The 19216-nt window shown below is 39.2% G+C and carries 18 protein-coding genes; 5 read left to right on the top strand and 13 right to left on the bottom strand.

All coding sequences use genetic code 11. The annotated features are described in order from the left end of the window. Window positions 1-209: 209 nt before the first annotated feature. Window positions 210-884 carry a uracil-DNA glycosylase gene (locus tag AB3N04_RS12055; protein ID WP_368503024.1) on the bottom strand — a complete coding sequence of 225 codons (675 nt, stop codon included), beginning with the start codon at window positions 882-884 and terminating at the stop codon, window positions 210-212. A 331-nt stretch (window positions 885-1215) separates the two neighbouring features. On the opposite strand from AB3N04_RS12055, the gene AB3N04_RS12050 reads away from it, so the two are divergent. Together AB3N04_RS12050 and AB3N04_RS12045 are read left to right on the top strand one after the other, a co-directional pair. Then, a complete protein-coding gene (locus AB3N04_RS12050; RefSeq protein WP_277814310.1) occupies window positions 1216-1350 on the top strand; it encodes a hypothetical protein in 135 nt (44 codons plus the stop codon). 196 nt (window positions 1351-1546) lie between these two features. Beyond that, on the top strand, window positions 1547-2518 hold the full coding sequence (locus AB3N04_RS12045; RefSeq protein ID WP_368503023.1) for a S8 family peptidase: 972 nt from the start codon (window positions 1547-1549) through the stop codon (window positions 2516-2518). Between the two features lie 47 nt (window positions 2519-2565). On the opposite strand, the gene AB3N04_RS12040 is transcribed toward AB3N04_RS12045, so the two are convergent. From AB3N04_RS12040 to AB3N04_RS12025, 4 genes are all read right to left on the bottom strand, one after another. After that, entirely contained in the window at window positions 2566-3969 is a 1404-nt protein-coding gene (locus AB3N04_RS12040) for a sucrose-specific PTS transporter subunit IIBC (protein WP_368503022.1), read from the bottom strand. A 222-nt stretch (window positions 3970-4191) separates the two neighbouring features. Further along, on the bottom strand, window positions 4192-4893 hold the full coding sequence (locus AB3N04_RS12035; protein ID WP_368503021.1) for an SDR family oxidoreductase: 702 nt from the start codon (window positions 4891-4893) through the stop codon (window positions 4192-4194). 297 nt (window positions 4894-5190) lie between these two features. Continuing rightward, a complete protein-coding gene (locus AB3N04_RS12030) occupies window positions 5191-6561 on the bottom strand; it encodes a YjiH family protein (protein ID WP_368503020.1) in 1371 nt (456 codons plus the stop codon). 163 nt (window positions 6562-6724) lie between these two features. Then, window positions 6725-8173: a glycoside hydrolase family 32 protein gene (locus tag AB3N04_RS12025; RefSeq protein WP_368503019.1), complete on the bottom strand. Its 1449-nt coding sequence runs from the start codon at window positions 8171-8173 to the stop codon at window positions 6725-6727. Window positions 8174-8373: 200 nt separating this feature from the next. On the opposite strand from AB3N04_RS12025, the gene AB3N04_RS12020 reads away from it, so the two are divergent. Beyond that, window positions 8374-9318, top strand: coding sequence for a RimK family alpha-L-glutamate ligase (locus tag AB3N04_RS12020; protein ID WP_368503018.1), 945 nt, complete (start codon window positions 8374-8376; stop codon window positions 9316-9318). 82 nt (window positions 9319-9400) lie between these two features. On the opposite strand, the gene AB3N04_RS12015 is transcribed toward AB3N04_RS12020, so the two are convergent. Continuing rightward, on the bottom strand, window positions 9401-10027 hold the full coding sequence (locus tag AB3N04_RS12015) for an FMN-dependent NADH-azoreductase (RefSeq protein ID WP_368503017.1): 627 nt from the start codon (window positions 10025-10027) through the stop codon (window positions 9401-9403). 235 nt (window positions 10028-10262) lie between these two features. On the opposite strand from AB3N04_RS12015, the gene pdxK reads away from it, so the two are divergent. Next, the gene (pdxK, locus tag AB3N04_RS12010; RefSeq protein WP_368503016.1) at window positions 10263-11066 is read left to right on the top strand and encodes a pyridoxine/pyridoxal/pyridoxamine kinase; all 804 of its coding nucleotides are present in this window, start codon (window positions 10263-10265) and stop codon (window positions 11064-11066) included. Between the two features lie 60 nt (window positions 11067-11126). After that, window positions 11127-12065: an EamA family transporter RarD gene (gene rarD, locus AB3N04_RS12005; RefSeq protein WP_368503015.1), complete on the top strand. Its 939-nt coding sequence runs from the start codon at window positions 11127-11129 to the stop codon at window positions 12063-12065. Window positions 12066-12110: 45 nt separating this feature from the next. Here rarD and glnA read toward each other — a convergent pair whose 3' ends face one another. From glnA to AB3N04_RS11970, 7 genes are all read right to left on the bottom strand, one after another. Further along, window positions 12111-13472 (bottom strand): type I glutamate--ammonia ligase, encoded by a 1362-nt coding sequence (gene glnA / locus AB3N04_RS12000; protein ID WP_368503013.1) that lies wholly within the window; start codon window positions 13470-13472, stop codon window positions 12111-12113. Window positions 13473-13784: 312 nt separating this feature from the next. Beyond that, window positions 13785-14237, bottom strand: a complete 453-nt coding sequence (locus AB3N04_RS11995) for a DinB family protein (RefSeq protein ID WP_368503012.1) — start codon at window positions 14235-14237, stop codon at window positions 13785-13787. Between the two features lie 66 nt (window positions 14238-14303). Further along, window positions 14304-15185, bottom strand: coding sequence for an NAD(P)-dependent oxidoreductase (locus tag AB3N04_RS11990; protein WP_368503011.1), 882 nt, complete (start codon window positions 15183-15185; stop codon window positions 14304-14306). Window positions 15186-15305: 120 nt separating this feature from the next. Beyond that, complete coding sequence (locus AB3N04_RS11985) at window positions 15306-16319, bottom strand: siderophore ABC transporter substrate-binding protein (RefSeq protein ID WP_368503010.1); 1014 nt, start codon at window positions 16317-16319, stop codon at window positions 15306-15308. A 66-nt stretch (window positions 16320-16385) separates the two neighbouring features. Beyond that, window positions 16386-17144, bottom strand: a complete 759-nt coding sequence (locus AB3N04_RS11980; RefSeq protein WP_368503009.1) for an ABC transporter ATP-binding protein — start codon at window positions 17142-17144, stop codon at window positions 16386-16388. Further along, a complete protein-coding gene (locus AB3N04_RS11975) occupies window positions 17138-18085 on the bottom strand; it encodes an iron chelate uptake ABC transporter family permease subunit (RefSeq protein WP_368503008.1) in 948 nt (315 codons plus the stop codon). The genes AB3N04_RS11980 and AB3N04_RS11975 overlap by 7 nt, the downstream gene beginning before the upstream one ends. Continuing rightward, a complete protein-coding gene (locus tag AB3N04_RS11970) occupies window positions 18075-19028 on the bottom strand; it encodes an ABC transporter permease (RefSeq protein WP_368503007.1) in 954 nt (317 codons plus the stop codon). Before AB3N04_RS11970 ends, AB3N04_RS11975 begins: the two co-directional genes overlap by 11 nt. Between the last annotated feature and the right edge of the window lie 188 nt (window positions 19029-19216).

Raw genomic sequence — 19216 nt, 5'->3', positions numbered from 1 at the left:
CCTGCCTTTATGTTTTTAAGATCTTGATTCATGATATTCAAGTGCTTATTAGTTAAGCTACCTACATCATACTATTCTACCTTTTTGAAAAATTTTTTTGAAGTCTTTCTTCTTTTCCCTAATTAACCATTCATTACTTGAACTCTTACATCAACGACTTTAAAATAGATAAAACACCCCTTCAACTAATAATTGAAGGGGTGTTCCGTTTACAGGTTCGGCAGTTGCCACTCAATTGGCTCATCACCTAATTCGACTAGCATTCTATTAATCGTTGAAAAGGGACGACTTCCAAAAAAACCACGGTGTGCCGAAAAAGGGCTTGGATGAGGTGCCGTGATGATTCGATGGTGATGATGTGTGATCCGTTCTTGTTTTGCTTCAGCATGCTTTCCCCACAGGACAAAAATAACCGGCTGTTCTCGTTCATTTAACAGATCAATAATCCGGTCGGTAAACAACTCCCATCCCTTTCCTTTATGAGAAGCTGCCTGTCCTCCTCTAACCGATAGCACGGTATTTAATAAGAGAACACCCTGCTCGGCCCACGGGACTAAGTAGCCATTGTTAGGAATGGGGCACCCTAGATCTTCTTTAAGCTCTTTAAACATGTTCAAAAGAGAGGGAGGAATTTTCACACCAGGCTTCACTGAAAAACTAAGACCATGAGCTTGCCCCTCTCCGTGGTAAGGGTCTTGCCCTAAAATTACTACTTTCGTGTCTTTATATGATGTTAGTTGCAACGCTTCAAAAAGATGATGCATAGATGGGTACACGACTTCAGATTGGTACTCACCTTTTAAAAACTCCCTTAGCTCTTTATAATAAGATTGTTCAAATTGATCACTCAATAATTCATTCCAGTCATTTTTTAAAATACTCACGGACTTAACCCTCCAAGTCATACTTAGTTGTTGCTAGTATAACATGGAGAAAAACGGGTTAGACAAGCATCTTACCTACAAACTAGTAGGAAAGTAATAGGACACTCCTGTCGAATTGTAAGATGAAACAGGAGTAATTTACTGAATAATACAACTATTATTGTGGGAGTTTTACAAACGTGGTACAATCAGAAGTGACATATATTCCATTTTTATCCTTACAATGTGAAGCACCTATATGAAGCACCCTATGCAGACTCTTATACCATGAGTCCTACCAGTCGTCTTACTACTGTGTAGGGCTCTTTTTGTAAAAAAGGGGGGGATAGTTGTGATGGTGTTGCTTGAGCAGTTGTTGACGTTGTTCGTTCTTGCTGCCACTTGCTTCTCTACCGTCATGTTAGGAATTAAACACTATAAAGAGATTAGAAAAAAGAAACCTAAAAAGAGAAGACGATTCCCTTGAGGAAATCGCCTATATGAGAAGATTTTTTGCCTACGAGTAAAGTATAATACAATTTACACTAATTTATACAGATTATTTTCGGAATTTTCAATTAAAATATAAGTGTATTTATATTGTAAGGGTAAATTGGAAATATGTCGAGTCATTTAACAACATTTCTTCTATTAAATCACCTAAAACTAAAGGGGGAATTACATTGAGTAGAGTAAGCCTTATTCCTTTCAAAGTCGAAAAAGTGCTGAATGATACTAAGGTTGTTCCACCGGGAATCGAGTTAATTGAAGCCCCATCTCTTTGGGAGGCTGGATACTCTGGTGAGGGTACGGTAGTAGCTGTGCTTGATACAGGTTGTGACACCGATCATATTGAATTTAAAGATCAAATTATTGATGGATTTAATTTCACAACTGATGATAACGGAGAAGCGACTAACTACGAAGACTATAATGGACATGGCACACATGTATGCGGAACAGTCGCTGCTGCTGAGAACGGAGAGGGAGTTATTGGTGTCGCTCCAAAAGCGAAGCTGCTTGTAATCAAAGTTTTAAGCGGACAAGGATACGGGGATACGAAATGGGTTACAGATGGCATTCATCACGCTATTAAGTGGAGAGGTCCTAATAATGAAAAAGTACGCGTGATTTCAATGTCACTAGGTGGACGTATTGATACACCTGAGCTTCACCAAGCCATTAAGCAAGCTGTAGAAGAAAATATATTGGTCGTTTGTGCAGCTGGAAATGAAGGAGACGGGAATCACGATACGGATGAGTACGCTTATCCTGGCGCTTATCCGGAAGTGGTTCAAGTCGGTTCAGTTAATTTAGATGAAGAAATCTCTGATTTTAGTAACACTAATTGTGCGATTGATCTTGTAGCACCTGGCGAGGAGATCATCTCTACTTATTTAAACAATGGATATGCCGTACTCTCAGGTACTTCTATGGCCACCCCTCATGTCTCAGGTGCCGCCGCACTTTTAATTGAACAATGTGAAAGAGAATTCGAACGGACACTCACAGAAACAGAATTATTTGCTCAATTAATTAAACGAACCGTCTCTCTAAACTTCAGTAGAAGAGCTCAAGGGAGCGGAATTCTCAAACTAACCTCTGGGCTCGTTTCTAAAACTGAAGAGCCGATGATTTCAGCGTTAGAAAAATAAAAAAAGCCTGACCTGCTCATAATGAGCAGGTCAGACTTATTCTTTTCTTATTTCTTTTTTTCAGCATCTTCTTTTAATCCAAGAATCCATGTAGCAACAAACGCGCCACCTGCTGCGATTAAAATACCAATGGCATAGTTAATAATATTTGCCATTCCAAAAGGTGCTACAATCGCAAACATAGGAATACCTGTTAATCCGTATGCATTTGTGACAACATTTGTGAATACGACATACGCACCACCTAAGGCACCACCGATTGCCGCTCCGATAAACGGTCGCATAAAGCGCAAGTTAATACCGAAGATAACCGGTTCCGTAATACCTAAGAATGCCGAGAATGAAGCTGGAATCGCAATCTCTTTAATTTTAGGGTTTTTCGTTAAGAAGAATACCGCAAGACCGGCTCCCCCTTGTGCCACATTTGCCATTGCCCAAATCGGTAGTAGGAAGTTGACTCCAAAGTCAGCAATAAGTGCTGCTTCAATTGCGTGGAAGCTGTGATGCACTCCTGTAATGACGATCGTCGAGTATAGCCCACCAAAGATCAGACCAGCAAAAAGGCCAGCTGTGTTGTAAATATAATCAAGACTCCATGTTAAGCCATTTCCAATCAGTGTTCCAAGAGGTCCAACAAATAGCATTGCAATAAACCCTGTTAAAATTACTGTAACAAATGGAGTAACTAATAGATCAATTGCATTTGGTACTACCTTTCGAACGCCACGTTCAATCTTACTCATGATATAAACTACCAGTAAAATAGGAATAACCGTTCCTTGATAACCAAGTAAATCAACATTCATACCAATAAATTGGATGGTTTCCGGTTCTGCATCAGCCAATGTCCACGGATTTAATAGTGCCGGGTGAGTCATAATTCCACCAAGTACAGCGCCAAGATATGGATTGGCACCAAACTCTTTTGCTGCACTAAAACCAATTAATATAGGCAAGATGATAAAAGCAGCGCTTGAGAACATATCAAGAAATAGAATCCATGGGCTATCAGGTGGCACTAGTTCAAATGCCTGCATCATTCCCAGTAGACCCATCAAAAGACCACTCGCAACAATTGCCGGGATAATAGGCACAAAGATATTCGATAAAGTTCTAGCAATCCTAGCAAGAGGATTCATCTTCTTTTTGGCTGCTTGAGCATGATCAACCTGCTTCTCTCCACCATCTGTATCTTTTGAGCCGACGCCAGTCAACTCAGCAAATTCAGCATACACTTTATTAACAAGACCTGTTCCAAAAATAACTTGGTATTGTCCTGAAGCTTTGAAAACACCCTTTACTCCCTCTAACTCTTCAATTTCTTCTTTATTAGGCTTATCGTCGTCATTTAAAACGATCCGAAGTCGGGTTGCACAATGGGTAGCACTAACAACATTGTCGGCTCCACCTAGTAACTCAACAAGCTCGTGGGCTACTTTTTTTGTATCCATTTCTTTTCCTCCTCAAATGATAATCTCTATAGTTTTTGTATAAGCAGAATCATTATCCAAAGAATGCAAAAAAAGACCTAAAATGGCCAAGGTTTACGTATTTGGATAGACGTATCCCATTGGTTCATTTTAGGTCTTGCCTGCTTAACCAGTAACAATCCCGCTTATTATGTTTTCGCTTACATTTTAACCGCTTTGGTTCGTTTTCGTCAAATAGTTTGTTTACTTTTTTGGCTTTTTATTTCGAATCACGATCTCATCAACAGAAAGATTGGATCTCTCTTCTAAATTATGGATAATAATCTCTGCAATATCATCCGGACGCATCAATGTTTTCCTCTTTTCGTCTTTGAAAATCCCATCCCAAAAAGGTGTATCCATACCACCCATATAAATGCCACTCACACGAATCATCGTATCTGCTAGTTCAGCTTGCAAGCTTTCCGTGAAACCACGTACAGCAAATTTACTTGCGACGTAGCCTGATTCATTTGCTTTCCCTTGAAGTCCTGCAGTCGAGACGACCGACACAACCGTTCCCTTATTACGTGTTTTCATCTTGGGTAAGACTGCTTGTGTACAATAGATCGTTCCTTTGACATTGACATCTAGCATCGTGCTAATCTCTTCTTCTTGTAGGTCTTCTGCTAAACCGAAGTAGCCAACGCCTGCATTATTAATCAGCATATCAACAGAGCCATACTCGTTTTCAATTTCTTGAAATGCGTTTGCCACATCTGTCTTGTTTGTAATATCTAAAGAGTGGATTGAATAACTGCCCACTGTATTCTCCACCACTTTTTCAAGTGTTGTATTCGATCTCCCTAATAAACATACATGTGCATCCTGTTTCAAATATTGCTTTGCTAGTGCAGCACCTAAGCCACTACTTGCCCCTGTTATCGCAATGATTTGTTTTGTCATATTGACCACCTACTTATCATTTGATAGTGAATGTCTGTCAATTAGAGAGGCTGGGACAAAAGTATTTTAACTTATGGAAATCGAACATTACTGATGCGGTCTATGTATACCGCTCCTGAAATATACTTCGCTTTCCGCGGAAAGCTAGTGAGCCTCCTCGTGCTACGCACTGTGGGGTCTCACCTCTGCTTTTCATCCCGCAGGAGGTCTACGTATATTTCATCCGCTCATTTAGCGCTTCGTTCGTATCCTGAGTTAACCCTTTTAGATATGTCCTAGCCCACCTTCATCATTTCATTAGAAAATTAAATGGGCCATTAATACAACGACCGGCAATGTAATTAGTGTACGCTCAATAAAAATAATTACTAGGTCAAAAAACTTAACAGGTAGCTTTGATGCAAGCAATAAGCCACCAATCTCAGACATGTAAATCAGCTGAGTAACTGATACACAGGCAATAATGAAGCGAGTCATTTCATTTTCAATCCCACTACCAATAATGGCTGGTAAGAACATATCGGCAAAGCCAATAACCATTGTTTGCGCTGCTTCTGTCGCTTCTGGAACTTGCATAAGCTGAAGAAGTGGAATAAATGGTGCTCCTAACCATTGAAAAATGGGTGTGTATTCCGCAACGACAAGCGCAATTGTTCCAAGCGCCATAACGACTGGAATGACACCTAACCACATATCAAGTACATTTTTCAATCCGCCACTTACATTTTTAGCAACACCATTATTCGTTGTTGCACGAGTTAATGCTTGCTCTAATCCTGATTTAAACGAAGCAGTAAAGCTTTGTTTCTCTTCTGTTGCATCAAATTTCTTTTCTGTAATATACGTATCTGCCTTTCTTGATAAAGGGGGGATACGCGGGCAAATAACAGCCGCTACAAAACCAGCAAGTACAATTGTGCCGTAATATTGTAAGAATAAGTGCTCTAAACTCATATACGTTAAAATGACAATACTAAACGTAATCGAAACGACTGAGAAGGTTGTTCCAATAACTGCTGCTTCACGCTTTGTATAATAGCCATCCTCATACTGCTTGTTCGTAAGCAATACGCCGATCGTACCGTCTCCCATCCAAGAAGCCATACAATCAATCGATGATCGACCAGGAAGGGTAAATAAAGGACGCATGATCCGGTTTAACACCGATCCAACTAACTCCATTAAGCCAAAGTTCATTAACAAAGGTAAGAAGAATCCCGCAAAAAGAAAGACTGAGAACAAAATAGGAATAAGATCAAAAAGTAATAAACCACCTGTATCCTCTGACCAAATGAATTCAGGCCCCCACTCCATTAATGTAAGAACCGCAAACAATACTCCGACTGCACGTATAATCGTCCAAGTCCAACCTACATCAAATAGAGCTTGTACCATTTCACTTTTCTTAACGAAAGCTGGCTTTATTGCCACTACGATAACCGTCATAATCACCGATAAAATAAGTAAAATAGTCATCCATAGTGGTAGCACATCTATGAGTGCCGCTTCTACAATTCCTGCTAGAAAAGCAACGGGAATTGTGATCTCCTCATTAATCACGAGAGGAGTCATAAAAAGTAAAATACCAATGAAAGAAGGAAGGATAAAGGCCAAGTAATGCTTAGCTGTAAATCTCTTCTTTCCGTCCACCTGTTTATACGAATCCATACTATCCCTCATTTCAACCAACTAATTTCTAGTATGACCTAAAACCATGATGAGTGATCAATCATCTCATCGTATAAATATGCTTTTATTACAAAGAAAAAAGTCTACACATTGACCCTTGCTACGGTTGTGTAGACTTTGTGCGTTTAGTTGTCATACTAGCTTAGTATAACATCCAACCTCTCAATTGAACAGATGCAGCTTGTCCCGACTTAAAGGTAATACTTTTCTCCTCAATGTCAGGATAGATACGGGCTGTGAAAACTTCTTCCCCATCATTAATGAAAATTTCAATGGTTGAAGAGTCTAAAAACACCCGGAAATTACGAAGCTCTTCAAGTTGGCAATGACGCTCTTCAATTGTCTTTCCATCAACAAAGCTAATACGTGATAATGTAAAGCGTTTGTTCTCTGGGGAGTAAATAATCGATGCATGATTGCGTAGTTCAATTGTGATTGGTCCCGATGGTTGCTTTTCCAATTCAAGCTCAAACTCTAGACGCTCTCCTTCAATCCCAACAAAAGCTTGCTCTGTTTCATTCAATACGACATCCGGATAACTTACCTCATCGCGTCGAAGTTTCTTCAACTCGTCAACTGGTAATTGAAGAAGCTTGCCGTCTCGCACGCGAAGTTCCCGAGGTAACGTCATGGCATGAATCCACTTATGCTCAATAGTTGGATGATCTTCTTCCCGCTCCTCAGGAATACCAAGCCACCCAAATAAAATTCTACGCCCTTTATCATCAAGAGTCGTTTGCGGTGCATAAAACTCAAAGCCGCGATCCATTTCAATAAATTCACCATGGTTATAGCGCACATTTTCATAATCCATTTTCCCAATAAAATAACCAGCTTGATAAATATTGTTATATAATATTCCGTCAGCTTCAATTCCTTGAGGGGAGAAAATAAATACATCTTCACCATCAAGTTCAAACAAGTCCGGACACTCCCACATGTAACCGAAATCTTCTAATGATCCCATATCGGCTCCAGCAATAGCTCCAAGATGTTCCCATTCATAGAGATCTATGGAACGAAGGAGAGCGACTTTACCTGTCAGCTCCTTACTTTGGGCACCTACCACCATATAGTAGTATTCACCGTGCTTCCATACTTTCGGGTCACGAAAATGAGCTGTATAGTCATCAGGCAGTTCCACGACAACCCCTTTTTTCTCAAAGGTATAGCCATCACGAGATTCCACAAGCACTTGGTAGCTCTCACGCTGGTTGTTTTCATCCTTCACATTCCCTGTGTAGAATAAGTACATTTTTCCATCATGCTCAATGGCACTTCCGGAGTAACAACCATTTTTATCAAACCAATCACTCGGAGCAAGAGCAATCTCATGATGTTCCCAATGGACTAAATCCTCTGATGTATAATGTCCCCAGAATTTCGCACCATGGCCTGTACTAAAAGGATTCCATTGGTAAAACAAATGGTACACTCCGTTAAATTGGATAAATCCGTTCGGGTCATTTAATAATCCGACAGGCGGCATGAGATGATAGCCTAAACGAAATGGATCCTCTTCTACTGTAGCTTTATGTTTTTCTACTTCTTTATAAGCAGCCTCGCGTAATTGTTTGTCACGATCGTTCATCTAGCACCGTCTCCTTTTTGAAGCGTATAATCACTAAGTCAATCTTCTATGCGTTATCGTATCGCAGAGCGCGTTGAGGTGCAACTTCTTCCTTTTATTTTATTCGTATCTCCAAGCAAGCTATTACCTTATCTTCTAGATATACGTTATAATACACATATCTTATAAGATTAATAAGGATTAACGAGAGGAGCTTTTTAATGAGCGCTAAAATTTACGTTATTCATGAAAATGATGAGTGGACTGAGCCCCTTCAGAAAGAGCTAGAAGCACTTGGTTACCCTTTTGAAACATGGCATCTTGACCAAGGAAGCATCGATCTTACAAAAGAACCTCCTGAAGGCATTTTCTATAATCGTATGAGTGCATCTTCTCATACACGAGAGCACCGTTTTGCCCCTGAGTTTACTGGTGCTGTACTTGACTGGTTAGAGGCATATGGACGAGTCGTACTTAATACGAGTCGTGCCCTAAAACTTGAAGTAAGTAAAGTCGCTCAGTATACATCACTTGAAGCCTTTGGAATTGAAACTCCGAAAACTCTTGCAGCTGTTGGGAAAGAGTATATTTTAAAAGCTGCTGAATCTTTTGAAGGCGAGTCTTTTATTACGAAGCATAACCGTGCAGGTAAAGGACTTGGCGTGCAGTTATTTGATAACCATGAAGCTTTGCAGAAATATGTTGAGGGACCAACTTTTGAAGAACCGGTTGATGGCATCACCCTTTTGCAACAATATATTAAATCACCTGATTCAACGATTACTCGTTGTGAATTTATTGGTGGTAGATTCTTTTATGCTGTAGAAGTAGATACATCAGAAGGGTTTGAGCTATGCCCGGCGGACGCTTGTCAAATTGGCGATGCCTTTTGCCCTACAACGGAGCAACCACGTGATAAATTCACAATCATTAAGGACTTCGATGATCCGATTATTTATAAATACGAGGCATTCTTACTTGCCAATGATATTCATTTTGCAGGCATTGAATTTATCCGTGATGCCCAAGGGAATTTGTACACTTACGACGTAAATACAAACACGAACTATAATCCAGACGCAGAGCAAAAAGCCGATATGTATGGAATGAAAGAAATTGCTAAAGAGTTAGCTGCTCAACTTAAATCAACGTATCAGCTTTCATAAACAAAAATCCTGGTCATCTATGTGATGAACCAGGATTTTTTGGGTCTATTTTATTTCAAAAAGCTGACCCTGAGGAAAAAGATTAAAAGGCTTTAGCTGTTTTTCTTACTTCTTCTAACCCGTCTGCAATGATTGTTTCTGCTTGATCAGGTACTTGGTTATGACCTTCGATGACTACAGTTGAAAGTTGCTCGACTCCCCAGAATCCCATCACATTACGCATATAATTCATTGACATTTCAAGCTGTGCCGTTGGACCATTTGAATAGATACCACCACGAGCGTTAAGTAATGCCACTTTTTTATCGCCCATTAGACCAAGAGGACCTTCTGGTGTGTATTTAAACGTTTTGCCCGCTCTACTTAAGTAATCTATATACGTATGAAGAGCTGCTGGAATTGTGAAGTTCCATAGTGGGAAAGCAAATACAACTTTGTCCGCATCAATAAATTGCTCAAGATAACGATCCGACGTTTCTCTTGCTGCATCTTCCTCAGGAGTTGTCGCAATTTGTTGGAGTGGTTTAAATAATCCATTTAACATATTGGCATCTAAATACGGCAGATTTTCAGCGTACAAGTCTAATTCTACAATTTCATCTTCTGGGTTTTCTTGTTTATAAGTAGAGAGGAACTCTTCATACATCTTGACACTAACTGATTCCTCTTTTGTTCTTGGATTTCCTTTTACAAATAATACAGTAGCCATTTCTGATCTCTCTCCTTTTGTAGTAAATAAGTAAACTTTATATACTTTTTTGTTTACTTACTAAAGTATAGTTACAATTTATTAATACGTCAACTAATTAGCTCACTAGCCTTAAGATTATTTTCCCAAATATCAAGATTTCATCATTTAACTCTTTAGTGCAATCCCGTATAATGGAGAACAAGTGAAGCGACTATATTAAGCAAGACCTTTACAGAAAAGGGAGTGGACATCTATGACAATGAAAAAAGCATTAACCGTTGCAGGTTCAGATACAAGTGGAGGAGCAGGATTACAAGCAGATCTAAAAACCTTTCAAGAGTTAGGCGTTTACGGAATGAATGCCTTAACCGTTGTGGTAGCCCAGGATCCTCATAACAACTGGAATCATGAAGTGTTCCCACAAGATGTTGGACTATTAGAGAAGCAAATGGAGACGGTATTAGCGGGTATTGGAATCGATGCTGCTAAAACAGGAATGCTCGGACGCACGGAGATTATTGAGCTTGTTGCTAAAAAAGTGGACCAATATCAAATCTCTAACTTTGTAGTTGATCCCGTAATGGTGTGTAAAGGAGCAGATGAAGCTCTAAATCCGGAAACAGATGCTTGTTTACGTGATGTGCTTGTTCCAAAGGCACTAGTTGTCACACCTAACTTATTTGAAGCAGGTCAACTTAGTGGACATGGATCGATTACTACAATCGGAGAAATGAAAGAAGCAGCCGCGACAATTGCCGAACTAGGAGCGAAGCACGTTGTCGTAAAAGGTGGAAGTAAGCTTGATCATGATAAAGCTGTAGATGTTTATTTTGACGGTGAAGATTTCACTTTACTTGAATCTGAAAAAATTGATACAACTTTCACTCATGGTGCTGGTTGTACGTTTGCAGCAGCTATTACAGCGGAACTTGCAAAAGGAAAATCAGTAAAAGAAGCCATTCATACAGCTAAAGGTTTTGTAAACACTGCGATTAAACACTCTTTCCGTTTAAATCAATATGTTGGTCCACTTAAGCATATTGCCAATAGAGGATAGATCGATTCAGGCCTGACTCTTCGTCAGGCCTGCTATTTTTATAAGAAAGGCTGTGACATCTTGCAACAGTCGGAACATCGGGTCGGTATGATAGCAGCAATTTTCGCTTACTTGTTATGGGGGATCCTTCCGCTTTACTGGAAGCAATTAGAGCATGTCACCCCAGGTGAGGTGCTCGCCTACCGTATCATTTGGTCGCTTGTTTTTATGATTGGCATTCTTGCCTTTCGGAATCAACTTGGCTTTTTTGTGGCAGAAGTTCGGAGGCTATTGAAAAGTAAGAAGCAAACTTTTGGCATGATTTTAGCCTCTGTTTTTATTTCAATGAACTGGTTCGTCTTTATTTGGGCGGTGACAAGCGAGCGCATGATAGAGGCAAGTCTAGGCTACTACATCAACCCTTTAATTAATGTTTTATTAGCCATGGTTATTCTTAAAGAACGGTTTACACGCTGGCAAGGGATCTCTTTTGCTCTTGCTTTTATTGGTGTTTCTCTTATGACCGTTTATTATGGCGTAATTCCATATGCTGCCTTTTTACTTGCGTTCACCTTTGGCATTTACGGATTAATGAAGAAAATGGTTAATGTCGGGGCTCTCGTAGGACTGACGATTGAAACGTTGATCATGACACCATTTGCACTGCTTTATGTATGGCTATTTCATTCATCGACTTTAAATCTAGCAACCTATTCAATAGAGACATGGGGCCTCTTAATGGGAGCCGGGGCTGTCACAGCGATTCCCCTTCTGCTCTTCTCAATCGGAGCAAAGCGAATCTCTTTATCTCTTATCGGCTTTTTGCAATACATCGGGCCTACTTTAATGCTGATTATGGGCGTATTTTTATATAACGAACCATTTAGTATCGTTCAGTTGATCGCCTTCCTCTTTATTTGGAGTGGATTGCTCATCTTCACAACCTCTAAGACTCCAGTCTTTCAAAAGGTTACAGCCAAATGGGGGTTCCCGGCAAAAATGAAAGATAAAAGTATGTAAACAAATAAAAACACGCAGACCTTTTGGTTTGCGTGCTTTTTCACCTTAGAACTTCGCTTGATATGCTGCCACTTCCCAATCTGAAACCGTGGTACGGAAGTCATCCCACTCGCCACGCTTTAATTCGACGTATTCCGTGTAGGCATGCTCTCCTAGAGTATTTCGACCAATCTTTCCGCTTTCAAAATGATCAAGTGCCGACTCAAGGTTCGTTGGTAGATTTTGAATTCCACGCTCAAAGCATTCTTGACGAGACATACTGAAAATATCATCATTAATTGACGGCGGTGCTGTTAACTCACGCTCTACCCCATCAAGACCAGCTGAAGCTACTACCGCAAATGCAAAGTATGGATTAGCTGAAGGATCTGGGCAACGAATTTCAACGCGTGTCCCTGCTCCGCGTGTGGCTGGTATACGAATTAATGCTGAACGGTTCGATGCTGACCAAGCGATATAGCAAGGAGCTTCATACCCTGGCACCAATCGTTTGTACGAGTTAACAAGTGGATTTGTAACAGCTACAAAATCTTTCACGTTATCAATTAACCCCGCAATAAATTGATAGGCTGTTTCAGATAAACCAAGCTCATCGGTGTCATCAAAGAAAGCATTCTCTTGTTTCTCAGTGTCAAAAAGTGAGATATTCGTGTGCATTCCACTTCCATTTGCTCCTGCAAGAGGCTTCGGCATAAAGGTTGCGTGTAAGCCGTATTGGCCCGCCACTGTTTTAACTACCCATTTGTAAGTAGTAGCAGCATCAGCCGCCCCTAGAGCATCTGCATATTTAAAATTAATCTCATGTTGACCAATTGCTACCTCGTGGTGAGATGCTTCAATCGTGAAGCCCATTTTTTTTAATGCTTTATAGATCGCTAAACGAACTTTTTCTCCATTATCTTTAGGCGAAGGTTCAAAGTAACCGCCGACATCCTGTGTTTTTAAAGTAGGTTGTCCTTCTTCGTCTGTTTCAAATAAGAAAAACTCAAGCTCGGGTCCAACATTGATTGAATAGCCTTTCTCTTCAGCACGCTTAACTGTTTCCTTTAAAACGTTGCGGGGGTCGCCTAAAAAGTCCGACCCATCAGGCTTTTTTACACTACATAAAAACCTCGCTTCAGAATAACCTTCTTCCTCTGTCCAAGGTAAAACAGCAAATGTATTTAAATCTGGAGTTAGATATAAGTCTGATTGGTTAATTGGAGTAAATCCTGTTATAGACGAACCATCAAACATCACTAGTCCATTTACAACTTGATCTAGTTGTTCTGACGTCACGGTAACATGCTTTAATGTTCCTTCAATATCAACAAATTGCATATGAAGCAACTCTACATTTTTCGCTTCAATCGTTGCACGAATCTCTTCAATTTGGCTCTCTCTAGTCGGAACAGATACAGTTGTCATCCCCACACACTTCCTTTTCCTTAAATATTTTCTCTGTTTTTTATTACTTTATGTCGTTGAGTGAATTTTCGCAATACTTATGTCAGATTATCTGACATAGATTATGAGCTCACTAATTTTCCCCACAAAAAAAAGAGCTAGAAAGGAATTCTAGCTCAATGAAAAATGAAAAAAGGTTAAGGGGGTCGTTCTAAAAAATGGATTGCTTGCTGCTACACCCCTACCTTATCAAGAACGACAAAGAATGACAATGGATGTTCTCTACTCTTAATATAGAACTCAACACACTTTATCTTTTCTTTACATAACAAGTTATTTTGTCATTCTCATTAATGATTGGATCGTACTTAAATGCATCGCTTCATGACCTACTGCAAACATCGCTAAATCTCCAATAGTCGGCATGTTAAATACATTTCCTTTAGGCTCCTCACCTAAACGACCTTGTATACTACCTCGCAGCTTTTCAACTTGTCCTTCTAGTTCGGCCATAATTTCATTCAAAGATGGTACTTGATCATCCCAATCATCAGGACTTGTCCCTTTGTCAAAGTACGTGTCATACCCTTCTGGATAGCTAGGAGCCTCGCCAAGCATTTGTGCGGTTAGACGATCATGGATCACTACAATATGACCTGCATTCCAACGAATATTATTATTGAAACGTTCAGGGATCTTATCGACCTGACTTTCTTCTACTCTTTGTAAGGTTTTCAAAGTAAATGTACGCCATGTATTCCACTGTCTAAAAATCTCTGTTTCCATCTTTAACGCCTCCTAAAAAGTAGTTTCTCTTTCAGTTTAAATGGATCAATCAAATTAAGAAAGCGATTACACTTGCTCCTGGTACAACTTAATAAGCGCCTGTGTGCCCTCATCCTCACTGCCACGCTCGATTAACTCTTCATACATTTTTTTTGCTAATTCAAGTCCTGGAGTTTTTAGACCGAGTTCTTTTGCTGACTCGAGAGCAATCGTCATATCTTTTACAAAATGCTTAATATAAAAGCCTGGCGAATAATCTCGCACTATCATTCTCGGTGCTAGATTGCTTAGTGACCAACTTCCTGCTGCCCCGTTTTCAATACTATGTAAAACTCTACTAGGATCTAGCCCTGCTTTTTTTGCATAGCTAATCGCTTCTGATACACCCATCATATTTGAGGCAATCGCTATTTGGTTAACCATTTTTGTATACTGTCCCATTCCCGCTTCGCCTTGTAAAACAACGTTTGTGCCCATCGCTTCAAAGATTGAAAGAGCTTCAGTGTATGCCTTCTCTTCTCCACCAACCATAATCGTCAAACGAGCTTCTCTTGCTCCAATATCTCCGCCTGAAACAGGAGCATCAAGGGTCATCATATCCAGCTCTTTTGCAGCTTGTGCAATTTCTTTTGCTAGAGTAGGACTCGATGTGGACATATCAATTAAGATGGTTCCTTTTTTACAGTTTCTTAATAGACCTTGTTCATCAAAATAAACGTCTTTTACCTCACTTGGAAAACCGAGCATCGTAATGACTACGTCAGAAGTGTTGGCTAATTCAGAAATCGATTCACACCAATGGCAACCTTCGTCAAGAAGATCTTCCGCTTTCGATTTCGTTCTTGTAAAAACCTCTACTAAAAAGCCAGCTTTCATTAAGTTACGAGCCATGCTTTTCCCCATAACTCCTAATCCAATAAAACCGATCTTTACTTGTGTACTACTCATTTTCAACACACACACCTTTCATATATGTCTAGTATTCTCCTTTTCATATTATATTCCTTTAATAGAATTTAAAAAGTCCACCTTCACATCATTTTCTGTCGTAAAGGTGGACAATATATCTTATTCGATTCCAACGCTCACTTCTTGTACCATTTCAGATACAGCTGTTAAGCCGCCACTCGTAATATACCAGTTAACAGCATCAAGGTAGACAATCTTACCTTCTTCGTAAGCTCGAGTAGTTTGTACTAGCTCGTTTTCAATCGTCTGCTGACCTGATGTTTCACCACCAACAACAGCTGCACGATCAATCACAAATAAGTATTCAGGATCTTGTTCGACAATGTATTCAAATGAGATATTTTGCCCGTGGTTTGATACTTCAATTGTTTCATCTGTAGGAGTTACACCGAAGTCATCATGCAATAGACCAAAACGTGAACCAGGACCATACGCACTAATATCGCCATCATTAGCCATAATCAATAGTCCGCTTGCTTCTTTAGCTGTCGCTGTTGCATATAGGTCATCAATTGATTGTTCAATCTCAGCTATTTTTTCTGATGCCACATCTTCTTTTTCAAAAATATCTGCTAGTGTCGTTACATTTTCTTTAAATGATTCTACGTAATTTGTTGTATCAACACCCATGAAGATCGTTGGGGCAATCTCATTTAATTCCTCATAGGCTTCAGAAGCACGCCCACTAATAATAATAAGGTCTGGTTCCATTCCATAGATTGCTTCAAAGTCTGGTTCAAATAATGTCCCAGCATTTTGGTAATCTTCCCCTTTATACTTCTCAAGGTAATCTGGCACATTTTCTTGTGGTAATGCCATTACATCTACTCCAAGTGTATCTAATGTATCTAGCACACCCATATCAAAAACCACGACTTTTTCAGGGTTCTTAGGAACAACCGCTTCTCCTAAATCATGTGTAATCGTAAGCTCTGTACTACCTGAAGCTTCATCATTTTCTTTCTCTTCGACTACTTCTTCAGTCTTTTCTTCTGCCTCTACCTCTGCTTCTGAGATCGTTTCAGTAGCATCATCACTACCGCAAGCCACAAGAGCAATTGTTAAAAATACGAGAACAAACATGAACATTAATGAACGTTTCAATCCACTCACTCCTATATTTCTCTTTTTATTTATTTAATAGAATGATTTTTACCATCCTTCTATTACGAATTAGAACTAAACAAAATACACACACACTCGTTGGTTATTAATATCATTGATTTGAATATCCATATCATAGATCTCTTTTAGAGCTCCGTTGTTAATAATTTCATGAGTCGGTCCTTCTTTAACGACCCTTCCATCTTTTAAAGCGACAATATAATCTGAGTAGAAGGAAGCAAAGTTGATATCATGAAGGACAATGATGATTGTTTTTCCAAGGTCTTTCACCATTCTTTTTAATACCTTCATTATTTGTACTGAGTGCTTCATGTCTAAGTTATTAAGCGGCTCATCTAAGAGAATATACTCAGTGTCTTGTGCAATAACCATTGCAATAAACGCTCGCTGTTTCTGCCCTCCACTTAACTGATCAAGGTACTTATCTTGAATGTTACGCAACTCCATGTACTCAATTGCTTCATCAATAAAGGCCCAATCTTCTTTCGTTAAATTTCCTTTTGAGTATGGAAACCGACCAAATGAAACTAAATCTCTAATCGTTAACCGTATATTGATATTGTTTGCTTGCTTTAAAATTGATATTTTTTTTGCAAGATCTCCACTTTTGGTTTCATTGATCTTCGCATTATCAATAATTACTTCGCCTGTGTCCGCATCAATAAGACGACTGATCATTGATAATAACGTACTTTTCCCCGCGCCGTTGGGTCCAATAAAGGACGTGATTTTTCCTTTTTGAATCGTTACCGAGACATTATCAATCACTTTCTTTGCACCGTATTCTTTCGTGATGTTTAGGACTTCTACCATTTTTTACTCTCCTTTAATAAAAGATAGAGGAAGTACACACCTCCAACAAAATTCACAATGACACTGAGCGGCGTTGCAAATGAAAAGATCCTTTCAACAATTAACTGACCACCAACAAGAGCGATGATGCTAATAAAAATGGACGCGACGATGATGTAGGAATGCTTGTACGTTTTCATAAACTCATAGGCTACGTTGGCCACGAGTAAACCTAAAAACGTAATCGGCCCCACTAGAGCAGTTGCAATCGAGATCATCATCGCAATGATTACAAGCAACCGCTTAATAACATAGTCATAATCAACACCTAAATTAATCGCATGCTCCCTTCCTAGTGAGAGTACATCTAGGTATTTATTAAACTTGAAATAATACAGGCAAATCATTCCAAACAATAAAAGAGAAAGCCATAAGAGGTCTGTGTTCACATTGTTAAAGCTGGCAAACATTCGATTTTGAACCGATAAAAATTCATTCGGATCAATAATAACCTGCATAAATGTTGATAAACTGCCAAACAATGTTCCAAGAACGATACCGACTAACAAAAGGAAGAAGATATTTTGTCCGCCTTTTTTAAATAAAGCCCGATACAATATTCCTGCAAAGATCACCATCACAATGACGGAGATACCAAAGTTCACATGCTTATTTAGTACCAATACACTCGTTGATCCAAATGAGAAGATCAAAAACGTTTGAATAAGCATATACAATGAATCAAGCCCGATAATACTAGGCGTTAAGATTCTGTTGTTGGTAATCGTTTGAAAAATCACGGTAGAAAAGGCGATAGCAGCGCCTGTAATGATGATTGCTAAAATTTTCGTCCCTCTTCTAGGAAGTGCATACTCCCAGTTATTCAAGTCAATGAATAAAAAAAGTGTGACCAATGTAAATGCCAAGACGATTAATAGATAAATTTTCGTTTTAGAACCCATGTTTTGCTCTCCCAAGTAACAGATAAAGAAAGATTCCACTTCCAATGACACCGACTGTTAAGCCAATTGGGATCTCATATGGATAAATAATAATTCGTCCAAGAATATCACAAGCCAATACGAAGACTGCACCTAATAAAGCCGTGTGAGGTAAGTTTTCTCTTAAATTATCTCCTTTGTAAATCGTTACGATATTAGGAATAATCAATCCCAAAAATGGAATCATTCCCACTGTGAGGACTACGACTGATGTAATAGCTGCCACAATCACTAAACCAATGTTTACGACTTGTTTGTACTTCAACCCTAAATTCTTTGAAAACTCCTCACCCATCCCCGCAATGGTAAAGCGGTTTGCGAATATGTACGCAAGAATAAGTAGTGGAATGCTTATGTACAACAACTCATATCGCCCGCGAATTATGACAGCAAAGTTCCCTTGTAGCCAAGATGACATGTTCTGGATTAAGTCATATCGATAAGCAAAGAATGTGGTGATCGACCCGACGATATTTCCAAACATCAAGCCCACGAGTGGAATGAAAATGGTGTTTTTAAATTTAATTCGCTCAAGTATTTTCATAAATATGAATGTACCAGCTAAGGCAAAAAGAAAGGCAATAATCATTTTGTGAAGCGGACTAGCTGATGCAAACAAAATCATACTCACTAAGATTCCTAGCCGGGCAGAATCTAGAGTCCCTGCAGTAGTCGGAGAAACAAATTTATTTCTCGTTAACTGCTGCATAATTAATCCGCATATACTCATCCCTACACCAGCAATGATGATACTGACTAGACGAGGAATGCGACTCGTTAAAAAGATATGCGCTTGCTCCTCCGTCATACTAAATACTTCTAAAGGCGAAATACTAGACACACCTACAAACAATGAAACAATTGATAACACAATAAACAACAACACTAAGTATGTAATCTTCATAGCTCTTCCTAACCTGTTTTAAACGTTTATCAACATCAAGATTTATTTGATATTCATTATCATTCTCACTAGTAATGATATTCATTATCAACCATAATGTCAATTATTCTTAGTGATTTTATGGAAACTTTTTTGGATTACTTGTCGTTCTTTTCTTTTTTTCACATAAAAAAAGTCATCCTCAAGTT

The sequence above is a fragment of the Alkalihalophilus sp. As8PL genome, from assembly GCF_040939795.1.
GTDB classification, from domain to species: Bacteria; Bacillota; Bacilli; order Bacillales; family Bacillaceae_D; genus Alkalihalophilus; species Alkalihalophilus lindianensis.
Note: the sequence above shows the minus strand (reverse complement) of the source record. Positions and strands in the feature narration are given on the sequence as shown.